We start from the raw sequence: 19,532 nt of genomic DNA, 5'->3' as shown, positions 1-19,532 counted from the left end.
GCTACCGCCGCCCGAACAGCCGCTCGATATCGGCCAGCTTGAGCTCCACATAGGTCGGCCGGCCGTGGTTGCACTGGCCCGAATGCGGCGTGGCCTCCATCTCGCGCAGCAGGGCGTTCATCTCGGCCCCGTTCAGGCGGCGACCGGCGCGGACGCTGCCGTGGCAGGCCATGGTCGAGCACACCGCTTCCAGCCGCTCCTTCAACGCCAGGGCCTGACCGTTCTCGGCCAGGTCGTCGGCGATGTCGCGCACCAGGCCGGCGGCGTCGGTCTTGCCCAGCAGGGCCGGGGTTTCGCGCACCAGCACTGCGCCGGGGCCAAAGCTTTCGATCACCAGACCCAGGGCCGCCAGTTCCTCGGCGCGGGCCAGGATGCGCTCGGCCTCGGCGGGGTCCAGGTCCACCACCTCTGGCAGCAGCAGGGTCTGTCGCGCGACGCCGCCGGACTCCATCTCGCCCTTCATGCGCTCATAGACCAGGCGCTCGTGGGCGGCGTGCTGGTCGACAATGACCATGCCGTCGCGGGTCTGGGCGACGATATAGGTCTCGTGCACCTGGGCCCGGGCCGCGCCCAGCGGGAAGTCGACGGGGTCGAACGGCGCGGTGGCATAGTCGCCGGCCTGTGGATAACTTCGCGCCGCGTCGCCGTTCTGCATCGCTTCATAGGCCTGGCCCAGCACGTCGCTGAATCCGGGCTCGACCCGGGCTGAAACATCCGACAGGCCCGGCAGCCCCTGCGGACGCGGCGGCGCCCAGCCGCCCTCGCGCCAGGCCGAAAAGCCGGCGGGGGAAGGATCAGCGCGGAACTGGAACGGTGAGCCCCCTTGGGCGCGGATGCTGTCCAGAGCCGCCGTCGCCACCGTGGTCGAGGCCCGGTGCCCGGCCCCGGCCAGGGCATGGCGCAGCGCGCCGACGATCAGGCCGCGCACCAGGGCCGGATCACGGAACCGCACCTCGGCCTTGGCCGGGTGGACGTTGACGTCGACCTCGGCGGTGTCGAGCGACACATAGAGCGCCGCCGTCGGGTGGCGGTCGCGGGCCAGGAAGTCGGCATAGGCGGCGCGCAGGGCGCCCTGCAGCAGCCGGTCGCGCACGGGGCGGCCGTTGACGAACAGGTACTGATGGGCCGCGTTGCCGCGATTATAGGTCGGCAGGCCCGCAAAGCCGGTCAGGCGCACGCCGTCGCGGGTCTGGTCGATCTCGATGGCGTTGTCCTGGAAGTCGCGACCCAGCACGGCGGCCAGACGGGCCAGACGGCCCTGCGGTCCCGGATGCTCGGGCGGCAGGCGCAGGATGCGGCGCCCGTCGATGTCCAGCGAGAAGCCGACCGCCTCATGGGCCATGGCCTGGCGCTTGATCTCCTCGGTGATGGCCAGGGCCTCGGCGCGTTCCGACTTCATGAACTTCAGCCGGGCGGGGGTGGCGTAGAACAGGTCGCGCACCTCGATCCGCGCCCCGTGCGGGCCGGGGAAGGCGGCGGGGGCCACATCGCCGACCTGGCCGCCCTCGACCAGGATCGAGAAGGCGTCCTTCTCGCCCTTGGCCCGGGAAGCGATCGACAGCCGCGCCACCGAGCCGATCGAGGGCAGGGCCTCGCCCCGAAAACCCATGGTGTGGATGCGCAGCAGGTCCCACAGACCGTCGGCGTCGGGGGCCAGTTTCGAGGTGGCGTGGCGCTCGATGGCGACGGGCAGTTCCTCCGCCGACAGGCCCATGCCGTCATCGGCCACCAGGATGCGGGTCAGGCCGCCGCCATGGGCTTCCACCTCGATATGGGTGGCCCCGGCGTCGATGGCGTTGTCGACCAGTTCCTTGATGGCGCTCGCGGGCCGTTCCACCACCTCGCCGGCGGCGATGCGGTTGACGGTCTCGGGCGGCAGGCGGCGGATCGGCATGGTCGGACTTTCGGACGGCTGATTACATTAGAGCGATTCCACCGGGATCGACGCCTGGGCGCCGCGCGTCTGGCAGTCCCGGCCTGGGCTGGGATGACAAGGATTTGACCGCGCAAGGCCAAGCTTTGGCCGCAAGGATCGCACCATGATCATGGCGCTGTTGAAACCTTGTGGAACCTGCATGAAACGCTCCGGTCTGATCGCGGTCTCCGCCCTTGCTGCGCTGGCCGTTCAAGCCACGTCTGCCCACGCTCAGGTTCCTGAAGACCCCGAGGCCAATCTGGTCGAGGCGCTGGTGGTCAACGCCAAGCTGCCCGGGCCGGCCTGGTGGCGGATCTCCGACGGCGACACCACGATCTACATGCTGGGCACGCTGGCCTCGCTGCCCAAGGGGGCGAGCTGGGATACGTCGGTGCTGGATCGCCGGCTGGACGGCGCCTTCGCCCTGATCCTGCCGCCGGTCGGCCGGGCGGGCTTGACCGACATCCCCGCCATGCTGAAACTGCGCGGCAAGCTGAAATCCGACCAGCCGCTGGACGCCGCCACGCCAGAACTCGCGCCTCGGCTGGCGAAGGTTCGCGCCCAGCTGGGCAAGAAGCCCGACGCCTATCGCGAATGGAGCCCGCTCGGCGCCGGGATCATGATCGCCATGGACTATCAGAAGACCACCAGGCTGGACTCGGGCGAGCCCGAGCGCACGGTCGGCAAGCTGGCGCGCAAGCATCGGGTGAAGGCCAAGCCCGCCGGGACCTACAAGGCCATGCCGGTGATGAAGGCGGCGGTGCGCGATCACTCCGACGAGGCGGGGCAGTTGTGCCTGGAAGGCGTGCTGAGCGAGGCCGAGGCCGGAACCGCTGCGACCCGCTCGGCCGCCGCCGCATGGGCGCGGGGCGACGTGCGCGAGGCCGTTGCCGGCCCACGCAATTTCCAGCGCTGCATCCGCAGCCTGCCGGGCATGGTCGAGCTTGAACAGCGGGCCATGGACGACGAGGTCGAGGCCCTGACCCAGGCGATGAAGACGCCCGGACACGCGGTGGCCCTGTTCTCGATCCGCGGCCTGGTGGCCCAGAATGGCCTGCTGGACCGCATGCGCGCCCGGGGCTTTACGGTGCGGACGCCGGGGGATTGAAACGATCTGGACGACTCGCCCCCTACGGGGCAGGGCGATCGCATATGACCAAAACGGCTGTCATCCCGGACGAGCGCGCAGCGCGAAGATCCGGGATCGACGCCTGAGCGCCGCGTTCCAAGTCGGTCCCGGATCGGCGCCCGGCTTCGCCAGGCTTGTCCGGGATGACAAGTTTTTAGCGGCTGATTCATATGCAGCCGTCCTCCCCCGCCGGGGAAGACGGCTGCGCAGCAGCCCGTAGGGGGCAAGTTCGTGAACGAAAAACGGCCCGGAAGCTTTCGCCGCCGGGCCGTTGAATTCGTGGATGTCGCTAAAGCCTACAGGCCGGGCAGCTTGATCCGGGTCTGCTTGTCGCGGCTGATCACCACCTTGCCGGGGCCCATCAGGGCCTTGAGGCGGGCTTCCTCGGCGCTGGCGTCGACCACCAACGGGGCGTTGGCGCCGGTTTCGGTCGCGGTGGAGGCCACTTCGGCCGCCTTGTCCTTTTTCCAGAACATCACCTTGGAGGCGAAGCTCTCGTCCTTGTGGGCCAAGTCGCCGGTCTCGTCGTCGACGACGAAGCGGATCAGCGGGTCGGCCTTCTCGACGCCGGCGCGGGCGACCAGCAGCTTTTCACCGTCCGAGCGGCCGGCGGCCATGCTCTGGCCGATCAGGGCCTGACGGGCGGCGCTTTCGGGCTGCAGTTCCTGCGGGCGGGGCTCGCCGGGGGCCGGCGGGCGCAGGGCGTAGTCGGGCGGAACCACCAGCGGAGCCTTGGTGACGACGCGGAATTCGTCGGGGACCACCTTGCTCATGCCGAGCGCCTTGGAGGCTGATTGGCAACCGGCGAGGCCCGTGGCGGCCACGGCGGCCAGAACGCTCAGGGTCGCAACCCGATTGAAACTCATGAACCGATGCTCCAGCGGGCCCGTGCGGGCCAAAATTTCGAGCGCTCTCGATACGACATCGGCGCGCGGGCGCCAATGTCTCTTGCGATTGCGGCCTTATTCGGTCGGATGGGCCAGCTTGTCCTCGCCCGTCAGGAAACTGTCGAGCAGCAGGAAGGCCACGCCGACCGAGATGCCGGCGTCGGCGATGTTGAAGATCCACGGGAAATAGAGGTCGCGCACGTCGATGAAGTCGGCGACCGCGCCATAGACGATGCGGTCGATCAGGTTGTTGCCGATGGCGCCGCCGATGATCAGCCCCAGGCCGATGGCCATCAGCGGCCTGACCGCCTTGCGCGCCCAGATCGCCAGGGCCACCACCACGACAGCCGAAAAGCCGGTCAGCAGCCAGCGGCTCCACTCGCCGTGACCGCCCAGCAGGCCAAAGCTCATGCCCCGGTTCCAGACCATGGTCAGGTCCAGCGGACCGGGCAGGGGCAGCGTGCCCCGGGCCTGTAGGTCCAGACCGTGCAGGATCCACAGCTTGGACGCCTGGTCGAGCGCTACGGTGGTGACGGCGATGGCGTAGGCGATCCAGCCGTGGCGGGTGATGTTCAGCATTGTTTTCTTCAGCCCCCAAAAGGCGCGTCAGCAAAGGTATCAACCCTCCCCCTTGATGGGGGAGGGCAGGGTGGGGGAGATGCGGCGGCGGAAATTTGGCGGGGACCGATCCAGTCTAGCCGCCGCGCCACCCCCATCCCCAACCCTTCCCCCATCAAGGGGGAAGGGGGTTACCCCTTCTGGCTATCCCACCACGCCACGGCTTCAGCATCGCGAAGGCTAAGCTCCGGGTAGCGCGGATCGGTTCCGACCTCGGGCAGGATACGCCACGAGCGGGCGCATTTATGGCCCTCGGCCAGTTTCGGATCCACAGACACGCCCTTGACCTCGTCGGTCGTGAACGCCCCGCCCTCGCCGGCGATCAGGGTCGCGGCGCTGGTGCGGAACACCTCGGCGGCGTCGAGGCCGTCGAAGGCGCTCAGCAGGTCAGGCTCGCTGACATGCACCACCGGCGCGGCCTCCAGGGCCGATCCGATGCGCTTTTCACGGCGCTCGACTTCCAGGGCCCCGGTCACCACCGACATCACCGTCTCGACCTTGGCCCAGCGTGCGGCCTCGGCGGGGTTTTCCCACTGCGCCGGCGTCTCCGGCATCACCCGCAGGCTGTTGGAGCCCGCCTCGGGGAAGCGCGTCATCCACGCCTCTTCCATGGTGAAGCTGGTCAGGGGCGAGAGCCAGATGGTCAGGCGCTCGAACACATAGTCCAGCACGGTGCGATAGGCCCGGCGGCGCAGTTCCGTCGGCTTGTCGCAATAGAGGCTGTCCTTGCGGATGTCGAAGAACAGGGTCGACAGGTCGCCCTGGCAGAACTCGATCAGCGGCCGGGTGACGTCGGCGAAGCGATAGGTCTCGTAGGCGGCTCGGACCTGGCCATCCAGCTCCCAGAGGCGGTGCAGGATGAACTTCTCCAGCGGCGGGAAGTCGTCGTAGTTCGTCACCCGCTCGGCCTCATCAAAGCCGGCCAGGGCGCCCAGCAGGTAGCGCGTGGTGTTGCGCAGCTTGCGATAGGCGTCGGTGGTGGTGGCCAGGATGGTCTTGCCGATCCGCTGGTCTTCCGAATAGTCGACCATCGCCGTCCATAACCGCAGGATCTCGGCGCCGCTTTCCTTGGTGACGGTTTGCGGCTCGATCGTGTTGCCCTTGGACTTGGACATCTTCTCGCCGTTCTCGTCCTGGGTGAACCCATGGGTGAGAACCGCCTTGTAGGGCGCGCGGCCGCGGGTGCCGCAGCCTTCAAGCAAGCTGGACTGGAACCAGCCGCGATGCTGGTCCGAGCCCTCCAGATACAGGTCGGCCGGCCAGTGGCTGTCGGCCCGGCCCTCGATGGTGAAGGCGTGGGTGCAGCCCGAGTCGAACCAGACGTCGAGGATGTCGCCGACCTTCTCGTACTGGGCGGCGTCATAGGCCTCGCCCAGGAACTCGGCGTCGGGACGCAGGAACCAGGCATCGGCCCCGCCCTCGCGGATGGCCGCCAGTATGCGGGCGTTGACGGCCTCGTCCATCAGCGGCTGGCCGCTGTCCTTGTCGACGAACATGGCGAGCGGGGTGCCCCAGGCGCGCTGGCGGCTGACCAGCCAGTCGGGACGGCTCTCGACCATCGAACCGATACGGTTGCGGCCGGCGTCGGGGTGGAAGGCGGTGTCGGCGATGGCCTGGATGGCGGTCTCGCGCAGGGTCTTGCCGCTCTCCAGCGGTTGATCCATGCGGATGAACCACTGCGGGGTGTTGCGGAAGATGATCGGGGCCTTCGAGCGCCAGCTGTGCGGGTAGCTGTGCTCGACGCGGCCGCGCGCCAGCAGGTTTCCGGCCTCGATCAGCTTGTCCATGACCGCGCCGTTGGCAGGGCCGAACTTGCCGGCCTTCTTGCCCTCGGTCTCGATGACCTTCAGGCCCGCGAACAGCGGCACGTGCGGGAAATAGGCGCCGTCGGGATCGACGGTGTCGGGGATGGAATCGAGGCTGTAGCCGCTCTTCAGCCAGACCAGATAGTCGTCGGCGCCGTGGCCGGGGGCGGTATGGACAAAGCCGGTGCCGGCGTCGTCGGTCACGTGGTCGCCGGCCAGCAGCGGCACCTCGAAGGCAAAGCCGTCGTCGAACTGGGCCAGCGGGTGGGCGCAGACCAGGCCGGTCGGATCGACGGGCTCGGCGCGACGCCACTGGGCCACCTTGGCGGCCTTGCGCACGTCTTCGGCCAGCTTGTCGGCGACGATCAGGCGATCGCCGACCTTCGACCACGGGGCGAACTCGAGGTTCTCCTCCAGGGCTTCCACCTCATACAGGCCGTACTCGACCTTGGGGTTGAAGCTGATGGCGCGGTTGGCCGGGATGGTCCACGGGGTGGTGGTCCAGATCACGACGCTGGCGTCGTTGGGCGGCAGGCGGAAGACGTTGTCGCCGGCGGCGTTGCCCGACAGCGCATAGTGCTCCTCGTCATAGACCTTGACCGGGAACTTTACCCACACCGTCGGCGAAACATGGTCGTGGTACTCGATCTCGGCGTCGGCCAGGGCCGTGCGCTCGACCGGGCTCCACATCACCGGCTTGGAGCCGCGATAGAGCTGGCCTGAGGCGGCGAACTTGTGGAACTCCGCGACGATCGTCGCCTCGGACGTAAAGTCCATGGTGGCGTAGCGGTTCCACCAGTCGCCCAGGATGCCCAGGCGCTGGAACTCGACCTTCTGGGCCTCGATCCAGCCGCCGGCATATTCGCGGCAGCGCTTGCGGAATTCCTCGGCCGGGACCTCGTCCTTGCGGCGGCCCTTGGCGCGGAACTCTTCCTCGATCTTCCACTCGATCGGCAGGCCGTGGCAGTCCCACCCGGGCACATAGTCGACATCATAGCCGAGGGCGAAGCGCGAACGGACCACGAAGTCCTTCAGCGTCTTGTTCAGGGCGTGGCCGATGTGGATCGGGCCATTGGCATAGGGCGGGCCGTCGTGGAACACGAACAGGGGCGCGCCGTCGGCCTGGCGCTTGGCGCGGACGGCGCCGTACAGGCCCTTGGCTGAGAGGGCCGCCCAGCCCTCGAGGATCTCGGGCTCCTTCTTGGGCAGGCCCCCGCGCATCGGGAACGGGGTGTCGGGAAGGAAGACGGTTTCGCGATAGTCGCGGGCGGGCGTGGCGTCGTCGGCCATGGGAGAGCTATCCAGCTGGGAAGTTCGGAAAAGGGGTGCGGGTCTTGATCCCGGCGCGCGCTCGAACCTGCGTCCAGCGTTACGCCGGGCGGATAATTCGCGAAGGTTTCCGAACGAAAGTCATGGGCTGGGGGATAGCAGAGGGTTGCGGGCAAGGCCAGAGAGATGCTCCCCCTCCGGGGGAGCTGTCGCGGAGCGACTGAGGGGGCTCGCTGGAAATGGGCCGCGATGGCCCCCTCCGGCCCTTCGGGCCACCTCCCCCAGAGGGGGAGGATCTCCCTACCCCCGCTTCCGCACCTTCGGCGTGATCGACACCGTCATCAGCCGGCCCTCGCGGATCAGGGTGAACAGCGTCGGCTTGTTGATGGCGTGGTGGTCCAGGGCTCGCAGCAGGTCGTCCAGGCCGGTCAGGATCTGGTCGCCGGCCTGGATCAGCAGGTCGCCTTCCTTGACGCCGGCCTTGGCCGCCGGGCCGCCGGCGTCGACATGGGCGACGAACACCGCATAGGGCTGGGTGACGCCGGTGGCGCGGGCCAGGCCGGCGGGGATGGGGGCCTGCTGGGCGATCAGCCCGATCGAGCCGCGCCGCACGAAGCCGTGGTCCAGCAGTTCCTGGATCACATAGGTGGCGGTGTTGACCGCCACCGCGAAGCACAGGCCCTGATAGCCGGCGATCACGGCGGTGGCGATGCCCACCACCTCGCCGGCAGAATTGACCAGCGGGCCGCCGCTGTTGCCCGGATTGAGGGCGGCGTCAGTCTGGATCAGATCCTCGATCAGCCGGCCGCGCTCGCCCCTGAGCGAGCGACCAAGCGCCGAGACCACGCCGGTGGTCACTGTGGCCTCAAAGCCCAGCGGCGCGCCGATGGCGATCACCAGCTGGCCGCGTCGCAGCTTCTTGGAATCGCCCAGCTTGGCGATCGGAATGTCGATGTTCTGGTCGACCTTGAGGATGGCCAGATCGGTGTCGGGATCATCGCCCACGCAGCGCGCTGTCAGGCTGCGGCCCTCGGCGGTGATGACCACGTAGCGGGTGGCCCCCTGCACCACGTGGCTGTTGGTCAGGATCAGCCCGCCCGGTGCGAAGGCGAAGCCCGAGCCGATGCCCTGCATGCGCGGGTCTTCCAGCATCGGGTGCACGCGGACCACAGCGGGCCCCACCACCTCGACCGCCCGGACCACGGCGTTGGAATAGGCGTCCAGCAGGTCGCCATTGGGCAGGGCGCAATAGCCGCCTTCGACCTCGGCGGCCTTGCCGGTGTCGAACACGAACTGGGCGTCGGCCGGATAGGACAGGATTTCGTGACGGCGCTTGGGCGCGGGACGGCGCGCCCTGGCGAAATGCTCGTACTTGCGCGCTTTCAACATCCCGCCCCCGTGGTGGTTAATGGAGGTTAACGGGGTGGGGCGACGGGGGAAAGCTTTTCTCCTCCGCCGTGTGCTGGGCGGGACGCGATAGATGCTCCCCAGAGGCTGGGGCTATCGCCTATGGATTCTGCCTCCAGAAAAAGTTGTCATCCCGGACAAGCCTGGCGAAGCCGGGCGCCGATCCGGGACCGCCGGAAGCGCTGAGTTCAGGCGTCGGTCCCGGATCTTCGCGCTGCGCGCTCGTCCGGGATGACAGCCTTTGTTGGGCACAGGCGATACCCCTCCCCGCGAGGGGAGGATCAAGGTCTAAAACCCCGGCGCCACGATCGCTCGGGCCTGGGCTTCATCCCGGCGGATCTGCTCGACCATCAGCTCGATGCTGTCGAACTTCTGTTCGGGCCGCAAAAACGCGATCAGCTGGGTTTCGATGACCTGGCCGTAAAGGTCCTCATCGAAGTCGAACAGCCAGGTTTCTAGACGCGTCTCGACCGTGCCGGTGGTGGGATTGTTGCCCAGATTGGCGACGCCGGGCACGGCGCGGCCGTCGGGCAGGCGGGTGCGGGTGGCATAGACGCCCAGTTTTGGCACCACATAGTCGATGATCTCGACATTGGCGGTGGGGAAGCCCAGCTGGCGGCCCAGTTGCTGGCCGCGCCGGACCACGCCCTCGATGGCGAAGGGGCGGCCCAGAATCCGCGCCGCAGTCTCCGGATGGCCTTCGCGCAGGGCGTCGCGGACGCTGGTCGACGAGAACTTGTCGCCGGCCTTGCCCGCGACAGGCTCGGCGATCGAGACGCCAAAGCCGTGCTGGACGCCATAGGCCTTCATCCCCTCGGGGCTGCCGGTGCGGCCCTTGCCGAACGAGATGTCGAAGCCGGCGGCCACGTGCTTCACGCCCAGGCCCTCGACCAGAACCTGCTCGACGAACTCCTTGTCCGAGAAGCTGGCCATCTGGAAGTCGAACGGCAGCAGATACAGGATGTCCACGCCCATGCCGGCCAGAACGCGGGCCTGCTGCTCGGTGGTCATCAGGCGGAAGGCCGGCTCGCTCGGACGAAACAGCCGTCGCGGGTGCGGGTCGAAGGTGACCACGCCCAGCGGCGTCTTCAGGGCCAGCGCCGCCCTGGCCGCCTCGGCGATCACCTGCTGGTGGCCGCGATGCACGCCGTCGAAATTGCCCAGCGCCACGGCCGCGCCGCGCTCTTCGGACGAAAGGTCCTTCCAGCCGTGAACGATTTTCAGCGTCATCAGACGGCCTTGCGCGGAACCATGATCAGGGCCTCGCCCTCGACCACCGGCTTGCCGTTGACCAGACAGACCGTGGCCAGGGTGACGCGGGCCTTGGCCGCGTCGATCTCGGTGATGGTGGCCCGCGCGGTGACTTCATCGCCGATCTTGACCGGCCGCTTGAAGCGCAGCGACTGCGACAGATAGATCGCGCCGGGGCCGGGCAGGGTGGTGCCGATCACCGCCGAGATATAGCCGGCCGACAGCATGCCGTGGGCGATGCGCTCGCCAAAGCTGGTGGTCGCCGCGAACTCGGCGTCGAGATGCACGGGGTTGTTGTCGCCAGTCACGGCGGCAAAGGCGATGATGTCGGCCTCGCCGACGGTGCGAACCAGATCGGCGCTCTGGCCGACGCTGAGCTCTTCAAGAAACAGACCCTGCATGACGCGTTACCCTGCGGTTTTTTGTGCTTTGCGGCGCAATCTAGCGGCTCGTTCGGTCTTCACCAGACCAGATCGCCCACGGCGTGCGTGGCCCCGACCTTGTCGGCCGCCAGCAGAGCCAGCACGGCCTCGGGATTGAGCAGGCCGTCCGGGCCGATGGCCTTCTCGCCATGGATGCCCTTGGCGATGAACAGGCAGGCCAGATTCTGGTTTTCCGCGCCCAGAACGTCGGTGATGACGCCGTCGCCGATGCAGAGCACGCGGTCGCGGTCGACGGGCTTGCCGGTCAGTCTTTCCGCCTCGGCGATGGCCAGGTCGTAGATCGGCGCGAAGGGCTTGCCGGCCATGATCACTTCGCCGCCCAGGCTTTCGTAAAGATCGGCCAGGGCCCCGGCGCAGAAGATCAGCCTGTCGCCGCGCTGCACCACCCGGTCGGGATTGGCGCAGATGAAGGTCAGGCCGCGCTTGGCGGCGATCGCCAGGCGATCACGATAGTCCTCGGGGACCTCGGTCTCGTCGTCGTAAAGGCCAGAGCAGCCGATGAAGTCGGCGTCCTCGCAGGAGCCGGTCAGGTCCAGGTCAAGGTCGGCATAGAGCGGACCATCGCGGTCGGGGCCGATCCGCCAGACCTTGCCCGGCGCGCGGGCCTCCAGCAGGGCGCGGGTGGCGTCGCCGGAGGTGACAAAGCCGCTCCAGGCCGCGCGCGGCACGCCCAGGCTGTCCAGTTGCGAGACCACATCATGCGACGGGCGCGGCGCGTTGGAGATCAGCACCACGGGACCGACCTGGGCGCCCCATTGCACCAGGGCCTCGCAGGCCTCCGGAAAGCTCTGGACGCCGTTGTGGATCACGCCCCAGACGTCGCAAAGCACGATGTCGTAGCGGTCGCGGAGAGCCGAGAGGCGGTCTGGAAAATCCATCATGGGGGCGGCGGTACCGGTCGGGAGCAGGGGCGTCAACGCTGGAAGGCTCAGGTGTCGTCACCGCGCGCGCTTTGCAAGAGGTCGCACTTTCGCCGATCGGTGTTCTGTGACTATGCTCCCGCCGAAGCTGATGAGGGCCTGATGGCGATTCTGATCCTGGGACTGGTGCTGTTTTTCGGCATTCACAGCATACGCATCGTCGCTGGACCCTTCCGCGACGCTCAGGTCGCGGCCAGTCCCGGTCGATGGAAGGGACTCTATTCGCTGGTCGCGGCCGCCGGCCTTGGTCTGATCATCTGGGGCTGGATGCAATACCGGCTGATGGCCCCGCAGCTTTATGATCCGCCGGCCTGGGGTCGGCATGCCGCCATGGGTCTGATGCTGCCCGCCTTCATCCTGCTGGCCGGCTCCAACGGCCCGGTCGGACGCATCAAGGCGATGGTGCGCCATCCGATGCTGATCGGCGTCATCCTGTGGTCGGCGGGGCACCTGGCGGCCAATGGCGACCTGGCCTCGGTGCTGCTGTTCGGCAGCTTCCTGGCCTATGGTGTGATCGACCTGATCTCGGTGCTGCTCCGCAACGCGCCGCCGCCTGTCGCGACCAAGCCGCTGGCTGACCTGATCATGGTGGTGGCGGGGACGGCGCTCTATGTCCTTTTCGTGCTGTTCCTCCACCGGATCTTCTTCGGAGTGTCGCCGCTGGGCTGAGGCTCACGTCGCATCGTGGAAGATCACGCCCAGGGTGCGCCTGCGGCCTGAGCGGATCTCGCTGACACCATGCCGCAATATCCGCCGATGGACGCCGCGCGCGCCTTCGGCCGGCCGCTCGCGGACCGCGAAGATCACGCCTTCGCCCTGGCGCAGGGGCACGACCTGCGGGGCGGATTGTTGGCGGGGTCTCTGTTCGACCAGCACAAACTCGCCGCCCTCGAAGTCGCGGCCGGGCTCGTCCAGCAGGAAGGCGGCCTGCAGCGGGAAGACCTGCTCGCCATACAGGTCCTGGTGCAGGCAGTTATAGTCGCCGGGACCATAGGTCAGCATCAGCGGCGTCGGCCGCGCCTGGCCGGCCGCGTGGCAGCGCGCCAGCATCTCGTCCAAGGTTTCTGGGAAGTGCCTTTCCTCGCCCAGACGCTGCGCCCAGCGGTTGGCGATCCAGGCCAGGGGCGGATAGAGGCTCATCCGCAGGGTCTGGATCGGCGGTGGCAGGGGATAGGCGAAGTACTGGTACTCGCCCTTGCCAAAGCCGTGCCGGGCCATGACCACCTTGCTGCGAAACAGCTCGGGCCGCGCATAGAGCGCCGTCAGGTCGGCGCAGGCCTGCGGGGTGAACATCGGGCCGGTCAGGGCCCAGCCGCGGGCCTCCAGTTCAGCGGCGATCCGCTTCCAGTCCAGACTCACGCCGCCTCGCGCGCCAGCAGGGCGGCCTTGCGCTCGACGCCCCAGCGATAGCCCGACAGGCCGCCGTCGGCGCGCACCACCCGATGGCAGGGGGTGATCACCGCCAGCGGATTGGCCCCGCAGGCATTGGCGACCACGCGGGAGGCGGTCGGCCGACCGATTGCGCGGGCCAGCTGCGCATAGGACACCGTCTCGCCGGCCGGGATCTGGCGCAGCATCGCCCAGACCTCGCGCTGCAGGTCGGTGCCCTGGTCGTCGAGCGACAGGTCCAGGCCGCTCTGCGGGCGGTCGATGAGCGCCACCACGGCGGCCAGCTCGGCCTTCAGACCGTCCGGGTCGGGGAGCAGCCGTGCGGCCGGGAAGCGACGCTCGAGGTCGGCGGTCAGGCCGGCGGCGGCATCACCCAGGGTCACCAGCCGCAGGCCCTTGTCAGACCGGGCGACCAGCGTCAGGCCCAGGCTGGATGGGACGATGGCGTAGCGCAGGACCTCGCGCTCGAGATCGGGCTTGCAGCGCAGACAAGCGCGGAAGCCGGCGTCGCGGGCGCTCTGCCGTGTGGCGTGGAACTCGACGTTCTTGCGCAGGGGCCGTCCGCCGCAGCTGGCGACGCAATAGACGCCGGTGGTGCGCACGGCGATGAAGAAGGCGCCCTGGGCGGCCCGGTCCTTGCGGCGCATGGCGTCCCAGCGCGCGTCATCGTCTGGATAGGTCGAAGCGGTCATCGGAACATCTCCTCTGTTGAGGGGAAGATGCGCCCGACGGATCAGCCGGTCATTCCGAAGCTTGCGGCCAGATACCCGAAACTGTCACCAGCCTGAGGCGCGCCGGCGCAGGGCGCCGCGCATGAAGTCGACCGGGGGCTCGGCCTCAGCCAGCACGGCGTCGCGGATGGCGCGCGGTTCGCCGAACAGGTGGCCCTGGCCATAGCCGATGTTGAGATCCAGGATATCGACGATCTGCTTTTCGGCCTCGACCTTCTCGACGATCACCTCGATGCCGTAGCGGCGCGTGAGGGCGGCGAAGTCGCTGGCGTTCAGGTCGGGCAAGGAGGCGATGACCAGCTTGCCATCCTGCTCCTGCAGCTGGTCCAGCATCATCTGGGCGCCGACCTTGAGGAACTTGACGTCGGCGCGGGCCAGGTCCTGGAAGTCGAGATCCAGGTCATTGACCTTGTCGAGGCTGAAGCTGAAGCCCAGGCTGGCCAGACGCGACATGTGGCGGGCTTCGACCGCGCCGCGTCGCTCGAAGGCGGCCTGGCCCAGTTCGAAGATCACCGCGCCAGCCAGGTCCTTGTTGGCCTGCATGAATTCCAGGAACTGCGGGAAGAAGCTCTCATCGGCCAGGCTGGCCAGCGAGATGTTGCAGAAGATCCCGACCTTGCGGTCCTGCTTGGCCAGCCGGCGCACGATCTGCACGCAGCGGAACAGCAGCAGGTTGTCGATGGCGGTCATCAGGCCTTCCGGCTCGGCGACGGCCAGATATTCGGCGGGCATCATCACCCGGCCGGTCTCGTCGCGCAGGCGCGAGAAGCTTTCGTAGAACACGGTCCGGCGCTGGGGCAGGCTGACGATCGGCTGCAGATAGAGGTCGACCCGGTTCTCGGCCAGGGCCTCCTGCACGACCTGCAGCATGACGTTGGACTGCGGGGTGCGGCCGCGAACCTCGACGCGGGCGGCGGCGACCTGGTGGGTCAGCTGGTGCTCCAGCCGGTCGTTCATGGTGGCGATCAGGTCTTCCAGCTGGTGGACCTCGGTCGACAGCTCTTCGGAACGGCGCTGGGCGTCGATCGCGACGCTCTCGACCAGTTCGGTCATCCGGGCGTCGATCTTCTCAATCTGGTCCAGCAGGATGGCGTGAGCTTCGCGCACCGTGTCGATGTCCATGCGGGTGCGCGCGGACTCGAAGGTGTTGGCGATCATGCCGTGGAAGGCAAAGCACAGGCCCAGCGTGCCGATGAAGGCTGACAGACCGACAGCAGGAGCCGCCCCCGTGCGCCACAGCACCAGGGAGATGATCAGAGCCAGACAAAGATAGGCGCCCGTAAGCAGCGCCAGCATCAGCCTTCGCATCAGTCCGTCCACGCGAATCGTTACAGGCAATCAGACCGGTCCAGGCCTCAAGAGTCGAACAGATTAACGCCCCTGCGCCATTCCGCCTCGCTCCTCAAGAGGCCGGGCATCATAACTCAACCTTGCGAGAACGCCGCATCGACAGCGCGGTCCTGAACTGATAATCACTCGCAAGTTTTCGCGGGAGTCTCGATGTCCGACGGTCTTGCCCTGGTTTCCGGCCTTGACGCCGATCTTGCCGAGCCGCCCTGCGCGCGTTCGCTGGGCGAAGCCTCGCGCGGCGACAAGGGGGTGATCGTCAGCGTCACCGGCCAGACCGGCGCGGCCGAGGCCGTCGATGCCGAGGAACTGGAGCGGCGGCTTCTGGAGATGGGCTTTGTCGAGGGCGCGCGCGTCGAGGTCCTGCACGAGGGCCTGTTCGGCCGCGACCCTATCGCTGTGCGGGTCGACGACACCCGCGTGGCCCTGCGCCGGCGCGAGGCGCATGCAGTGACCGTGCAGTTTGACGGGACCCAGTCTTGACCACCGAAACCGCTATTTTGACCTCCGCCTCCCTTGGGCCGGCGCGGATCGCCCTGGTCGGCAATCCCAATTCCGGCAAGACCGCCCTGTTCAACGCCCTCACCGGCAGCCGCCAGAAGGTCGCCAACTATGCCGGCGTGACGGTTGAGCGGAAGGAAGGGGTTGTGACCACCGCCGCTGGCCAGACCCTGCGCCTTCTCGACCTGCCCGGCACCTATTCCCTGCGCGCGCGCAGTCCCGACGAAGTCGTGACCCGCGACGCCATCCTCGGCCGCCTGGCCGGCGAGGCCGCGCCCGACGTGCTGATCTGCGTCGCCGACGCCACCAATCTGCGCCTCGTGCTGCGTCTGGCGCTGGAACTGAAACAGGTCGGCCGGCCGTTCGTGCTGGCGCTGAACATGTACGACATCGCCCAGCGCCAGGGCCTGCGCATTGACCTGGAAAGGCTGGGGGCCGAGATCGGCGCGCCGATCGTCACCACTGTGGCGACCCGCAAGCGGGGTCTTGATGACCTGCTCGCCCAGGCCGAGGCCCTGATCCTCAGCCGCGCCGGCGAGCACGCCAGCACCTGGCGCGAACCCGACGCGGCCGAAATCCGCGCCGCTCACGCCGAGGCGCAGCGTATCTTCAAGGCCTGCGTGAAGCCGCCGGAGCGGCCCGACACCATCACCAGCAAGATCGACGACGTGCTGCTCAATCCAGCGGCCGGCCTTTTGATCCTGGGCCTGCTGCTGTTTGTGATGTTCCAGGCGGTGTTCACCTGGGCCGAGCCCCTGATGGGCCTGATCGAGGCGGGCTTTGCCGGCCTGAGCGCTCTGGTCGCCGCCGTTCTGCCCGACGGCCTGCTGCAGAGCCTGATCACCGACGGCCTGATCGCCGGGGTCGGCAGCGTGCTGGTCTTCCTGCCGCAGATCGTGATCCTGTTCTTCTTCATCCTGCTGCTGGAAGACAGCGGCTACATGGCCCGTGCGGCCTTCCTGATGGACAAGATCATGGGCGGGGCGGGCCTGCATGGCCGGGCCTTCATCCCGTTGCTGTCCAGCTTCGCCTGCGCCATCCCCGGGATCATGTCGACGCGGGTGATCGACAACAAGCACGACCGGCTGACCACCATTCTGGTCGCGCCGCTGATGACCTGCTCGGCCCGCATCCCGGTCTATACCCTGATCATCGCCGCCTTTATTCCGCAGACCACGGTGTGGGGCTTTCTGTCCCTGCAGGGTCTGGTGATGTTCGGGCTCTATGCCGGCGGGATCGTCAGCGCCCTGCTGGTTTCGTTCGTGATCCGCCGGGTGTTCTGGCGGGGCACGGTCGAGCCGTTCATGATGGAGCTGCCGACCTATCGCTGGCCCGAGCCGCGCAACGTGCTGATGAACCTGTGGACCCGCGCGCGGATCTTCATCAGCCGCGCCGGCCGCATCATCCTGCCGCTGATGGTGCTGGTCTGGGTGCTGTCGACCTTCCCCTATCCGCCGGAAGGCGCGACCGGTCCGGCCATCGACTACAGCTTCGCCGGCCGCATCGGCCACTTCATCGCCCCTGTCATGGCCCCCATCGGCTTCAACTGGCAGATGACGGTGGCCCTGATCCCGGGCTTCGCGGCGCGCGAAGTGGCCGTGGCGGCGCTGGGCACCGTCTATGCCGTTGGCGGCGACGACGAGGCCGGCACGGCCCTGGGCGGCCTGCTGGCCAAGCAGTGGTCGCTGGCCACGGCCCTGTCGTTTCTGGCTTGGTACATCTTCGCCCCGCAGTGCGCGGCGACGCTTGGCGTGGTCAAGCGCGAGACCAATGGCTGGACCTGGCCGACCGTGATGTTCCTGTACATGACCGGCCTGGCCTATCTGGCCTCGTTCGCGACCTATCATATCGCCGTGGCCATGGGGGCGGGGTAGGGGCGGATTGGTTGGCTAGCACGTCTTGTGCTAGGCTTTAGTCATGACGATCCGGGTAGACATCGCCAAGCGGGACGCTTTGGCCGAGTTGGTCGCTCATGTGCGAGCTGGCGAAGAGGTTGTGCTGACCTTCGCCGGAGAGGCGGTGGCGATCGCCAATCCCCCGCCGCCAGAGGCGAAGGCCGTTGAGGGGGGGCGCCGCACCTTGGGTGCATGGAGCCATCTCAATCTCAACATCCCGGATGACCTCTTCATTGGTCCCGATCCGGAGATAGAGGCGGAAATGGACAATCCCATTTTCCCCAAGGACTAACAGCGACCCCAAAACGCTCTTGCGCGTGTCGATCGATGAATGCCCCTATAGGTAGAATTTCGGGGCGTTCAAATGCGGCTTCTTCTCGACACCCATGCGTTCATCTGGAGCGTGATTGATGCGACCAGATTGTCGAAGACTGCGTTCGAAGCGATCTCGGCGAGGCGCAACGAAGTTCTTGTAAGCCCCGTTTCCGCCTACGAGATCGAGTATAAACGCTCCCGAGACGCTGAACTTCAGCGCATGGCGCTCGACCTGGACAACGCCGTGCAGGCACAGGGCTTGGCATGGATAGGCCTGCGATGGCAGGACGCCCGCGACGCGGGTCGGTTGCCATCCGTGCATCGCGATCCGTGGGATCGTCTGCTGATCGCTCAAGCGAACCGCAACGACGCGATCCTCGTCACCCGTGATCGGATGATCGGAGACTACGGCGTCCCGACCCTCTGGTAGGCGCAACGGCGCACCGATCCTTTGAGGAGGCGTTTGCCGGCGACCCTGGGCTAACCCGCCCGCGCCAGCCCCTTGCCATAGGCCAGCCGCCGCCAGGCCCACTCCAGCGGGCCCATCGAAAACTTCGACAGCCACAGCGGCGACCAGATCAGCTGCACTCCCCAGATGATCGCGACGATCACCCAAAGGTCCACGCGGTTGGCGTCGCCATACAGGCCCAGTCCGCGCCCGCCCCAGAAGATCGTGGTCATGATGATCGACTGGCTGATGTAGTTGGTGAACGCCATCTGGCCCAGCCGGGCCAGGGGCGTCAGCAGCTTGCGCAGCAGGTCCAGCTTCAGCAGCAGGATCGCCAGCGAGGCGTAGCCCAGGGTGATGGGCAGGGTCAGGAACTCGAAACCGATCTGCAGGGCCCCGCTGGAGCGCGGCTGGGCGAAATCAATGAGCAGCTTCTCGCGCGACTCCATGCCGGTCACCCACAGGCCGACCGCCCCGAAGGCGACCAGAAGGGCATAGACCCAGCTCGGGGCGCGCCCGGTCAGGAAGCCCCACTTGTAGAGCGCCATGCCCAGCATCATCAGGGCCCCGGTTCGCCAGATCACGACCAGCAGGCTGACCGGCTGCAGGAACATCCAGGCCTTGAAGTTGACGCTCATGGCCCCGGCCAGGCCGGACTTGACGGTGGCGATGGCGGCCGCGATGTCGGCCGGGCTGCCCTTGGACATCTCCTTGAGCACTTCGGCGCGGGTCGCGGCCGGGGCGAAGTCCAGGGCCATGATCGGCAGGATCGCCAGGGCCGACCCCAGCAGGATGATCGTGATGGCGACGATGAACAGGGTGCGCGGCTTCCAGGAGCGGAACAGCAGCACCACAAAGCCGGTCACGGCATAGAGCAGAAGAATGTCGCCATACCAGATCAGCAGGCCATGGATCAGGCCAAACAGGGTCAGCCAGCCCAGTCTGCGCCGCAGCAGGGCCCCGCGCGGCTTGTCGCTGCGCTCGCCGCCGACCAGCAGCAGCGACACGCCAAACAGCATCGAGAACAGGGTGACGAACTTGTAGTGGAAGAAGGTCTGGACCACCCACCAGGCGTCACCCTCGGCCCCGTCCATCGAGAAGGGCGAGAGATTGGGCGTCATATAGACGTCCATCGGCAGGGCGAAGGCCACGGCGTTGACCGCGAGGATGCCCATGACGCCCAGGCCCCGCAGGACGTCCAGGCTCATATGGCGATCGCCGGCCGTCACCGGCCGCAAGGTCTGAGTCTCGGTCATTGGCGT

18 protein-coding genes are annotated in these 19,532 nt (G+C 67.6%); 6 read left to right on the top strand and 12 right to left on the bottom strand.

The window, feature by feature from the left end:
• Position 1: 1 nt before the first annotated feature.
• Entirely contained in the window at positions 2-1,894 is a 1,893-nt protein-coding gene (gene mutL / locus ACW176_RS01935) for a DNA mismatch repair endonuclease MutL (protein ID WP_492110688.1), read from the bottom strand.
• 181 nt (positions 1,895-2,075) lie between these two features.
• Between mutL and ACW176_RS01930 the strand changes: the two genes are divergently transcribed.
• On the top strand, positions 2,076-3,023 hold the full coding sequence (locus tag ACW176_RS01930; RefSeq protein ID WP_492110687.1) for a TraB/GumN family protein: 948 nt from the start codon (positions 2,076-2,078) through the stop codon (positions 3,021-3,023).
• Positions 3,024-3,340: 317 nt separating this feature from the next.
• Here ACW176_RS01930 and ACW176_RS01925 read toward each other — a convergent pair whose 3' ends face one another.
• The 7 genes from ACW176_RS01925 to ACW176_RS01895 form a co-directional block, all read right to left on the bottom strand.
• Positions 3,341-3,910, bottom strand: coding sequence for a DUF3035 domain-containing protein (locus tag ACW176_RS01925; RefSeq protein WP_419318534.1), 570 nt, complete (start codon positions 3,908-3,910; stop codon positions 3,341-3,343).
• A 96-nt stretch (positions 3,911-4,006) separates the two neighbouring features.
• The gene (gene lspA / locus ACW176_RS01920; RefSeq protein ID WP_492110686.1) at positions 4,007-4,510 is read right to left on the bottom strand and encodes a signal peptidase II; all 504 of its coding nucleotides are present in this window, start codon (positions 4,508-4,510) and stop codon (positions 4,007-4,009) included.
• 170 nt (positions 4,511-4,680) lie between these two features.
• Positions 4,681-7,644: an isoleucine--tRNA ligase gene (gene ileS / locus ACW176_RS01915; protein ID WP_492110685.1), complete on the bottom strand. Its 2,964-nt coding sequence runs from the start codon at positions 7,642-7,644 to the stop codon at positions 4,681-4,683.
• Positions 7,645-7,923: 279 nt separating this feature from the next.
• A complete protein-coding gene (locus ACW176_RS01910) occupies positions 7,924-9,012 on the bottom strand; it encodes a S1C family serine protease (protein ID WP_492110684.1) in 1,089 nt (362 codons plus the stop codon).
• A 306-nt stretch (positions 9,013-9,318) separates the two neighbouring features.
• The gene (locus ACW176_RS01905) at positions 9,319-10,260 is read right to left on the bottom strand and encodes a bifunctional riboflavin kinase/FAD synthetase (RefSeq protein WP_492110683.1); all 942 of its coding nucleotides are present in this window, start codon (positions 10,258-10,260) and stop codon (positions 9,319-9,321) included.
• Positions 10,260-10,682 carry a MaoC family dehydratase gene (locus ACW176_RS01900; protein WP_492110682.1) on the bottom strand — a complete coding sequence of 141 codons (423 nt, stop codon included), beginning with the start codon at positions 10,680-10,682 and terminating at the stop codon, positions 10,260-10,262. Before ACW176_RS01900 ends, ACW176_RS01905 begins: the two co-directional genes overlap by 1 nt.
• Positions 10,683-10,741: 59 nt before the next feature.
• Positions 10,742-11,605, bottom strand: a complete 864-nt coding sequence (locus tag ACW176_RS01895; RefSeq protein ID WP_492110681.1) for a TIGR01459 family HAD-type hydrolase — start codon at positions 11,603-11,605, stop codon at positions 10,742-10,744.
• 141 nt (positions 11,606-11,746) lie between these two features.
• On the opposite strand from ACW176_RS01895, the gene ACW176_RS01890 reads away from it, so the two are divergent.
• Positions 11,747-12,313: an NnrU family protein gene (locus ACW176_RS01890; protein WP_492110680.1), complete on the top strand. Its 567-nt coding sequence runs from the start codon at positions 11,747-11,749 to the stop codon at positions 12,311-12,313.
• A gap of 3 nt (positions 12,314-12,316) precedes the next feature.
• On the opposite strand, the gene ACW176_RS01885 is transcribed toward ACW176_RS01890, so the two are convergent.
• The 3 genes from ACW176_RS01885 to tipF form a co-directional block, all read right to left on the bottom strand.
• Positions 12,317-13,003: a 2OG-Fe(II) oxygenase gene (locus ACW176_RS01885; RefSeq protein WP_492110679.1), complete on the bottom strand. Its 687-nt coding sequence runs from the start codon at positions 13,001-13,003 to the stop codon at positions 12,317-12,319.
• Complete coding sequence (locus ACW176_RS01880; RefSeq protein ID WP_492110678.1) at positions 13,000-13,725, bottom strand: methylated-DNA--[protein]-cysteine S-methyltransferase; 726 nt, start codon at positions 13,723-13,725, stop codon at positions 13,000-13,002. Before ACW176_RS01880 ends, ACW176_RS01885 begins: the two co-directional genes overlap by 4 nt.
• 84 nt (positions 13,726-13,809) lie before the next feature.
• Positions 13,810-15,072 (bottom strand): flagella assembly cyclic-di-GMP phosphodiesterase TipF, encoded by a 1,263-nt coding sequence (gene tipF, locus ACW176_RS01875; protein ID WP_492056551.1) that lies wholly within the window; start codon positions 15,070-15,072, stop codon positions 13,810-13,812.
• 192 nt (positions 15,073-15,264) lie between these two features.
• Between tipF and ACW176_RS01870 the strand changes: the two genes are divergently transcribed.
• The 4 genes from ACW176_RS01870 (at position 15,265) to ACW176_RS01855 (ending at position 18,252) form a co-directional block, all read left to right on the top strand.
• Positions 15,265-15,594 (top strand): FeoA family protein, encoded by a 330-nt coding sequence (locus ACW176_RS01870; RefSeq protein WP_492056552.1) that lies wholly within the window; start codon positions 15,265-15,267, stop codon positions 15,592-15,594.
• 17 nt (positions 15,595-15,611) lie between these two features.
• The gene (gene feoB, locus ACW176_RS01865) at positions 15,612-17,486 is read left to right on the top strand and encodes a ferrous iron transport protein B (protein ID WP_492110677.1); all 1,875 of its coding nucleotides are present in this window, start codon (positions 15,612-15,614) and stop codon (positions 17,484-17,486) included.
• Between the two features lie 43 nt (positions 17,487-17,529).
• Complete coding sequence (locus tag ACW176_RS01860; RefSeq protein ID WP_492110676.1) at positions 17,530-17,799, top strand: hypothetical protein; 270 nt, start codon at positions 17,530-17,532, stop codon at positions 17,797-17,799.
• A 72-nt stretch (positions 17,800-17,871) separates the two neighbouring features.
• Positions 17,872-18,252: a type II toxin-antitoxin system VapC family toxin gene (locus tag ACW176_RS01855; RefSeq protein ID WP_492110675.1), complete on the top strand. Its 381-nt coding sequence runs from the start codon at positions 17,872-17,874 to the stop codon at positions 18,250-18,252.
• A gap of 50 nt (positions 18,253-18,302) precedes the next feature.
• On the opposite strand, the gene ACW176_RS01850 is transcribed toward ACW176_RS01855, so the two are convergent.
• Positions 18,303-19,526 carry a DUF418 domain-containing protein gene (locus ACW176_RS01850; RefSeq protein ID WP_492110674.1) on the bottom strand — a complete coding sequence of 408 codons (1,224 nt, stop codon included), beginning with the start codon at positions 19,524-19,526 and terminating at the stop codon, positions 18,303-18,305.
• Between the last annotated feature and the right edge of the window lie 6 nt (positions 19,527-19,532).

It is taken from the genome of Caulobacter sp. FV1ye13L, from assembly GCF_058681155.1.
This window is presented reverse-complemented; position numbering and strand designations above follow the sequence as displayed.

Bases quoted from the DNA above. Each gene is read 5' to 3' on its own strand.
- ACW176_RS01870 (WP_492056552.1), top strand. From the start codon at position 15,265: ATGTCCGACGGTCTTGCCCTGGTTTCCGGCCTTGACGCCGATCTTGCC.
- ileS (WP_492110685.1), bottom strand. From the start codon at position 7,644: ATGGCCGACGACGCCACGCCCGCCCGCGACTATCGCGAAACCGTCTTC.
- ACW176_RS01910 (WP_492110684.1), bottom strand. From the start codon at position 9,012: ATGTTGAAAGCGCGCAAGTACGAGCATTTCGCCAGGGCGCGCCGTCCC.
- ACW176_RS01855 (WP_492110675.1), top strand. From the start codon at position 17,872: ATGCGGCTTCTTCTCGACACCCATGCGTTCATCTGGAGCGTGATTGAT.
- ACW176_RS01895 (WP_492110681.1), bottom strand. From the start codon at position 11,605: ATGATGGATTTTCCAGACCGCCTCTCGGCTCTCCGCGACCGCTACGAC.
- ACW176_RS01890 (WP_492110680.1), top strand. From the start codon at position 11,747: ATGGCGATTCTGATCCTGGGACTGGTGCTGTTTTTCGGCATTCACAGC.
- ACW176_RS01880 (WP_492110678.1), bottom strand. From the start codon at position 13,725: ATGACCGCTTCGACCTATCCAGACGATGACGCGCGCTGGGACGCCATG.
- mutL (WP_492110688.1), bottom strand. From the start codon at position 1,894: ATGCCGATCCGCCGCCTGCCGCCCGAGACCGTCAACCGCATCGCCGCC.
- ACW176_RS01860 (WP_492110676.1), top strand. From the start codon at position 17,530: ATGACGATCCGGGTAGACATCGCCAAGCGGGACGCTTTGGCCGAGTTG.
- ACW176_RS01925 (WP_419318534.1), bottom strand. From the start codon at position 3,910: ATGAGTTTCAATCGGGTTGCGACCCTGAGCGTTCTGGCCGCCGTGGCC.
- ACW176_RS01930 (WP_492110687.1), top strand. From the start codon at position 2,076: ATGAAACGCTCCGGTCTGATCGCGGTCTCCGCCCTTGCTGCGCTGGCC.
- tipF (WP_492056551.1), bottom strand. From the start codon at position 15,072: ATGCGAAGGCTGATGCTGGCGCTGCTTACGGGCGCCTATCTTTGTCTG.
- lspA (WP_492110686.1), bottom strand. From the start codon at position 4,510: ATGCTGAACATCACCCGCCACGGCTGGATCGCCTACGCCATCGCCGTC.
- ACW176_RS01850 (WP_492110674.1), bottom strand. From the start codon at position 19,526: ATGACCGAGACTCAGACCTTGCGGCCGGTGACGGCCGGCGATCGCCAT.
- ACW176_RS01900 (WP_492110682.1), bottom strand. From the start codon at position 10,682: ATGCAGGGTCTGTTTCTTGAAGAGCTCAGCGTCGGCCAGAGCGCCGAT.
- ACW176_RS01905 (WP_492110683.1), bottom strand. From the start codon at position 10,260: ATGACGCTGAAAATCGTTCACGGCTGGAAGGACCTTTCGTCCGAAGAG.